Raw genomic sequence first — 5,274 nt, 5'->3', positions numbered from 1 at the left:
ACCTTCATCCTCGCGGAGTGACCGGGCGTCGCCGAAAAGTCGGGAACCTTCGCCCGCGCCCCTCATTGTCCAAGTATGGTTCTAAACCACAATGAGGAGCACAATCATGACAACCCAGACAGGTCACACCCAAGCCATCGCCGCCTCACGGGTCATCGGTACATCGGTCTACAATACCGAAGGCACGAGCATCGGAAGCATCGAGGATGTGATGCTCGACAAGATGACGAACGGCATCATGTTCGCGGTGATCGGTTTTGGCGGCTTCCTCGGCATTGGCGAAAAATATCACGCCATTCCGTGGGCGAGCCTCGACTATGATGAGGACAAGGGTGGCTATGTCGTGCCGTTTTCCAAGGAACAACTCAGGGCGGCGCCTGCCTATTCGATCAACGAATTGAGCGGGGCGGATGGCGAGGCGGCGCGCGACGAATCTTACAATTACTACAAGGTCACGCCTTACTGGCATTGACAGCAACGACAAAGCGGCCCCGTCGAGAGACGGGGCCGCTTTGTATTCTGGCTTATTCGCTGACGTGTAAGGGGGCCATCGCCTTCGGCGGCGACTGCTGATTGTCGCACGACGTCAGGAATGCCGCCGCGATCAGGAACAGACTCACGATACCACTCAACTGGGACATGGCGAAACTCCTCCTGTTTCGCCCCGCGCGCTGCACCTTAACCGGAAGTCAGCCGACCGTGCATGACTTATGATGACAGCGATTTGCGCTTCGTGAATCGTTCAGAGGCTGATGCCGCGGCAATAATTGCCGGCCGGCCGATTGCCTTTTGCAGCACTTTGGCTAAGACGTGCGGCATTCTTCAGATCAATCGAGGACATCGCAAATGACCGCCATCATCGACATTGTCGGGCGTGAAATCCTGGACAGCCGTGGAAATCCGACCGTCGAGGTCGATGTCATTCTCGAAGACGGCTCGATGGGCCGCGCGGCGGTGCCGTCGGGTGCTTCGACCGGCGCCCACGAGGCCGTCGAACTGCGCGACGGTGGCGCCCGCTATCTCGGCAAGGGCGTGCTCAGGGCCGTCGAAGCGGTGAACGGCGAGCTGTTCGAGGCCATCGGCGGCATGGAAGCCGAAAACCAGATCCATATCGACCAGACCATGATCGAGCTTGACGGCACGCCCAACAAGAGCCGGCTTGGCGCCAACGCCATTCTCGGTGTGTCGCTGGCGGTGGCCAAGGCGGCCGCCGATGCCGCCGGTCTGCCGCTGTACCGTTATGTCGGTGGCACCAAGGCGCATCTCCTGCCGGTACCGATGATGAACATCATCAATGGCGGCGCGCATGCCGACAACCCGATCGACTTCCAGGAATTCATGATCCTGCCGATCGGCGCGCCGACGCTGCGCGAAGGTGTCCGCTGGGGTTCGGAAATCTTCCATACGCTGCGCAAGAAACTGAAAGACGCCGGCCACAACACCAATGTCGGCGACGAGGGCGGCTTCGCCCCGAACCTGAAAAGCGCGCCGGTGGCGCTCGATTTCATCATGGAATCGATCGAGCAGGCTGGCTTCAAGCCGGGCGACGAGATCGCGCTCGGCCTCGATTGCGCCGCGACCGAGTTCTTCAAGGACGGCAACTACGTCTATGAGGGCGAGAAGAAGACGCGCGATCCCAAGGCCCAGGCCAAATACCTGGCCAAGCTTGCCGCCGACTATCCGATCATCTCGATCGAGGACGGCTTGGCCGAGGACGACTGGGAAGGCTGGAAGTACCTGACCGACCTGATCGGCAAAAAGACGCAGCTGGTCGGCGACGACCTGTTCGTCACCAATACGGCGCGGCTGCGCGACGGCATCCGCATGGGCGTTGCCAATTCGATCCTCGTCAAGGTCAACCAGATCGGCTCGCTGACGGAAACGCTCGACGCCGTAGAGACCGCGCACAAGGCCGGCTACACTGCCGTCATGTCGCACCGCTCGGGCGAAACCGAGGATTCGACCATCGCCGATCTCGCGGTTGCCACCAATTGCGGACAGATCAAGACAGGCTCGCTGTCGCGCTCCGACCGCATGGCCAAGTACAACCAGCTGATCCGCATCGAGGAAGAACTCGGCAAGCAGGCAAGCTATGCCGGCAAGTCGGTGGTCAAGGGCTGATCCAGAAACACCGGCTCATCGATACCGGACAAAAGGGCGGGAGCATTCCCGCCCTTTTTTGTTTCGACGCCGCCCAACAGGACACCCGTAACCGTCCGTTAAGCACAATCGGGCGAAAAAGATCGTGAGCCGCCTGAGTTCGCGGCCGCGAGGATTTGGATCATGTGGACGCGTCAGCACAAGCAGAGAAACACCGGCCGACTGATCATTCCCTCGCTTTGCGTGGCGTTCCTGGCCTATTTCGGCTTTCACGCCTATCACGGCGAATTCGGCATCTATTCGAAATATCAGCTGGAAGCCCAGACGGTGGCGCTGCAAGGCCAGCTCGATGTGATCAAGGCGCGCCGCATGGAACTCGAGCGCCGCGTTCGGTTGATGCATGAAGGCACGCTCGAAAAGGACATGCTCGATGAGCAGGCACGCAAGGCGCTCAATCTGTCCCAGGCTGACGAAATCACCATTATGTTGCCGACCTCGTCGAAATAACTGATTTCAAGTTAATCATCAATATTTTCAATGATTTTAATCGCTTAGGCGCATGCCAGCTATGCAAATTCGGCATGGCGCAACGCTTTGACGCGTGTTAGCCTCCCTTAAATCGGTGGGGAAGAGCTGATCTCCCCAGAGCAGATTTCATCTGCTCTAATGTCCACAAAGAGACGCCAACAGGGAGTGATGCATGGCCACCGCCGCCAGAAAAGCGCCTGCCAAATCCAAATCCGACGGCAAATCGGGGCTTTCGGCCCCCAAGCCTGCCGAATTCACCAAGGACGAAGAGCTTGCCGCTTACCGGCACATGCTGCTCATCCGTCGTTTCGAGGAAAAGGCCGGCCAGCTTTACGGCATGGGTTTCATCGGCGGCTTCTGCCACCTCTATATCGGCCAGGAAGCGGTCGTCACCGGCATGAAGATGGCACTGATCGATGGCGATCAGATGATCACCGCCTATCGCGACCACGGCCACATGCTGGCGATGGAACTGTCGCCGCGCGGCGTCATGGCCGAGTTGACCGGGCGTCGGGGCGGCCTGTCCCGGGGCAAGGGCGGCTCCATGCACATGTTCTCAAAGGAAAAGCACTTTTACGGCGGCCACGGCATCGTCGGCGCGCAGGTGTCGCTCGGCACGGGCTTGGCCTTCGCCAACCGCTACCGCGACAACAACAATGTTTCGCTGACCTATTTCGGCGATGGCGCGGCCAACCAGGGCCAGGTCTATGAAAGCTTCAACATGGCCTCGCTGTGGAAGCTGCCGGTGATCTACATCATCGAGAACAACCGCTATGCCATGGGCACCTCGGTGTCGCGCTCTTCGGCGGAAACCAATTTTTCGCACCGTGGCGCCTCGTTCAAGATTCCCGGCATCCAGGTCGACGGCATGGATGTCCGCGCCGTCAAGGCCGCCGGCGACCAGGCGACCGAATGGTGCCGCGCCGGCAACGGGCCGATCATTCTCGAAATGCAGACCTACCGCTATCGCGGTCACTCGATGTCCGACCCGGCGAAATACCGCTCGAAGGAAGAAGTGCAGAAGATGCGCTCGGACCATGATCCGATCGAGCAGGTCAAGGCACGGCTGATGGAAAAGAAGTGGGCGACCGAGGACGAGCTCAAGACCATCGACAAGGAGGTCCGCGACATTGTCGCGGATGCCGCCGAATTTGCCCAGAACGACGCGGAGCCGGATCCGTCCGAGCTCTGGACCGATATCGTATTGTAACGGGAGGGCAAGGACATGCCGATCGAAATTCTCATGCCCGCTCTCTCGCCGACCATGGAAGAGGGCAATCTTTCGAAGTGGTTGAAGAACGAGGGCGACAAAGTCGTCGCCGGCGACGTCATCGCCGAGATCGAGACCGACAAGGCGACGATGGAAGTCGAAGCCGTTGACGAAGGCACGCTGGGCAAGATCCTGATCGCCGCCGGTACCGAAGGCGTCAAGGTCAACACACCGATCGCCGTGCTGCTACAGGACGGCGAAAGTGCCGGGGATATCGGCAAGGCCGCGGCGCCCGCCAAGGCGGAAGCGCCTGCAAAGGCAGAGGCTCCGGCGGCGGCAGAGGATAAGGCGGAGGCCGCAAAGCCGGCTGCGCCGGTGGCTGCTGCTCCGAAGTCGGAAATCGCCGCCGATCCGGACATTCCGGCCGGCACGGAAATGGTCTCGACCACGGTGCGCGAAGCGCTGCGCGATGCGATGGCCGAGGAAATGCGCCGCGACGGCGATGTCTTCGTCATGGGCGAGGAGGTTGCCGAATACCAGGGCGCCTACAAGATCACGCAAGGCCTGCTGCAGGAATTCGGGCCGCGGCGCGTCGTCGACACGCCGATCACCGAGCATGGCTTTGCCGGCGTTGGCGTGGGTGCGGCGATGGCCGGCCTGAAGCCGATCGTCGAGTTCATGACCTTCAACTTCGCCATGCAGGCGATCGACCAGATCATCAACTCGGCCGCCAAGACGCTCTATATGTCCGGCGGCCAGATGGGCGCGCCGATCGTGTTCCGTGGACCGAACGGTGCCGCCGCACGCGTCGCCGCTCAGCACTCGCAGTGCTATGCCGCCTGGTACAGCCACATTCCGGGCCTGAAAGTGGTGATGCCCTACACCGCCGCTGACGCCAAGGGCTTGTTGAAGGCTGCGATCCGCGATCCCAATCCGATCATCTTCCTCGAGAATGAAATCCTCTACGGTCAGTCCTTCGACGTACCGAAGCTCGACGATTTCGTGCTGCCGATCGGCAAGGCGCGCATCCATAAATCAGGCAAGGACGTCACCATCGTCTCCTTCGGCATCGGCATGACCTATGCGGTCAAGGCTGAAGCGGAACTGCGTGGCCTTGGCATCGATGCCGAGATCATCGACTTGCGCACGATCCGGCCGCTCGATCTCGACACCATCATCGCCTCGGTCAAGAAGACCAACCGCCTGGTGGTGGTGGAGGAAGGTTATCCGCAGAACTCGGTCGGCGACCATATCGCCAACCAGGTGTCGCAGCGCGCCTTCGATTTTCTTGACGCGCCGGTCATCACCATCGCCGGCAAGGATGTGCCGATGCCTTATGCGGCGAACCTCGAGAAGCTGGCGTTGCCGAATGTCGGCGAAGTCATCGAGGCGGTCAAAGCCGTCACGTATCGCTGAACGGGGCGGGAGGACAAAAT

5 protein-coding genes are annotated in these 5,274 nt (G+C 60.5%); all 5 read left to right on the top strand.

What is annotated here, in order from left to right; all coding sequences use genetic code 11:
- Positions 1–106 precede the first annotated feature (106 nt).
- The gene (locus tag EN906_RS20665) at positions 107–472 is read left to right on the top strand and encodes a PRC-barrel domain-containing protein (RefSeq protein ID WP_127270592.1); all 366 of its coding nucleotides are present in this window, start codon (positions 107–109) and stop codon (positions 470–472) included.
- A gap of 374 nt (positions 473–846) precedes the next feature.
- Positions 847–2,121 (top strand): phosphopyruvate hydratase, encoded by a 1,275-nt coding sequence (eno, locus tag EN906_RS20655; protein WP_127273626.1) that lies wholly within the window; start codon positions 847–849, stop codon positions 2,119–2,121.
- 162 nt (positions 2,122–2,283) lie between these two features.
- Positions 2,284–2,607 (top strand): septum formation initiator family protein, encoded by a 324-nt coding sequence (locus tag EN906_RS20650; RefSeq protein WP_127270588.1) that lies wholly within the window; start codon positions 2,284–2,286, stop codon positions 2,605–2,607.
- Positions 2,608–2,800: 193 nt separating this feature from the next.
- Complete coding sequence (pdhA, locus tag EN906_RS20645; protein WP_127272717.1) at positions 2,801–3,838, top strand: pyruvate dehydrogenase (acetyl-transferring) E1 component subunit alpha; 1,038 nt, start codon at positions 2,801–2,803, stop codon at positions 3,836–3,838.
- Between the two features lie 15 nt (positions 3,839–3,853).
- Complete coding sequence (locus tag EN906_RS20640) at positions 3,854–5,254, top strand: pyruvate dehydrogenase complex E1 component subunit beta (protein ID WP_127271464.1); 1,401 nt, start codon at positions 3,854–3,856, stop codon at positions 5,252–5,254.
- Positions 5,255–5,274: the final 20 nt, after the last annotated feature.

The sequence above is a fragment of the Mesorhizobium sp. M7A.F.Ca.CA.004.06.1.1 genome (assembly GCF_003999135.1).
Lineage (GTDB): Bacteria > Pseudomonadota > Alphaproteobacteria > Rhizobiales > Rhizobiaceae > Mesorhizobium.
Note: the sequence above shows the minus strand (reverse complement) of the source record. Positions and strands in the feature narration are given on the sequence as shown.

Bases quoted from the DNA above. Each gene is read 5' to 3' on its own strand.
- EN906_RS20665 (WP_127270592.1), top strand. From the start codon at position 107: ATGACAACCCAGACAGGTCACACCCAAGCCATCGCCGCCTCACGGGTC.
- eno (WP_127273626.1), top strand. From the start codon at position 847: ATGACCGCCATCATCGACATTGTCGGGCGTGAAATCCTGGACAGCCGT.
- EN906_RS20650 (WP_127270588.1), top strand. From the start codon at position 2,284: ATGTGGACGCGTCAGCACAAGCAGAGAAACACCGGCCGACTGATCATT.
- pdhA (WP_127272717.1), top strand. From the start codon at position 2,801: ATGGCCACCGCCGCCAGAAAAGCGCCTGCCAAATCCAAATCCGACGGC.
- EN906_RS20640 (WP_127271464.1), top strand. From the start codon at position 3,854: ATGCCGATCGAAATTCTCATGCCCGCTCTCTCGCCGACCATGGAAGAG.